The organism is Gordonia sp. i37 (assembly GCF_002043085.1).
Taxonomy (GTDB): Bacteria; Actinomycetota; Actinomycetes; order Mycobacteriales; family Mycobacteriaceae; genus Gordonia; species Gordonia polyisoprenivorans.
In genome coordinates, this window is the sequence record NZ_MVPX01000176.1 from 1 (window position 1) to 621 (window position 621).

The 621-nt window shown below is 64.7% G+C and carries 1 protein-coding gene; it reads left to right on the forward strand.

Annotation, left to right across the window (positions count from 1 at the left end; genetic code table 11):
- On the forward strand, positions 1-621 hold a 621-nt coding region (locus B1964_RS08750; protein ID WP_139765672.1), incomplete at both ends, for a DNA translocase FtsK.

The window sequence follows — 621 nt, forward strand, 5'->3', positions numbered from 1 at the left end:
CGCCCCGCCGAAGCAGGGCAGCAGCTCCAACGAGGACATGATCGACCGTGTCACCGGTGTTCTCGAACAGTTCAAGATCGACGCCGCGGTCACCGGTTACACGCGTGGGCCGACGGTCACCCGCTACGAGGTCGAACTCGGTCCGGGGGTCAAGGTCGAGAAGATCACCGCCCTGCAACGCAATATCGCCTATGCGGTGGCCACCGACAACGTGCGACTCCTCGCGCCGATCCCGGGCAAATCGGCGGTCGGTATCGAGGTACCCAACTCCGATCGCGAGATGGTGCGTCTTGCCGACGTCCTCACCGCGCCGTCGACGCGCAAAGACGGCCATCCGCTGGTCATCGGCCTCGGCAAGGACATCGAGGGTGACTTCGTCAGTGCGAACCTCGCGAAGATGCCGCACCTGTTGGTCGCCGGCTCGACCGGGTCGGGCAAGTCGAGCTTCGTGAACTCGATGCTTGTCTCGTTGCTCACCCGGGCCACACCCGAACAGGTGCGGATGATCCTCATCGACCCGAAGATGGTCGAGTTGACGCCGTATGAGGGCATCCCGCATCTGATCACCCCGATCATCACCCAGCCGAAGAAGGCCGCGGCCGCCTTGGCGTGGCTGGGGGG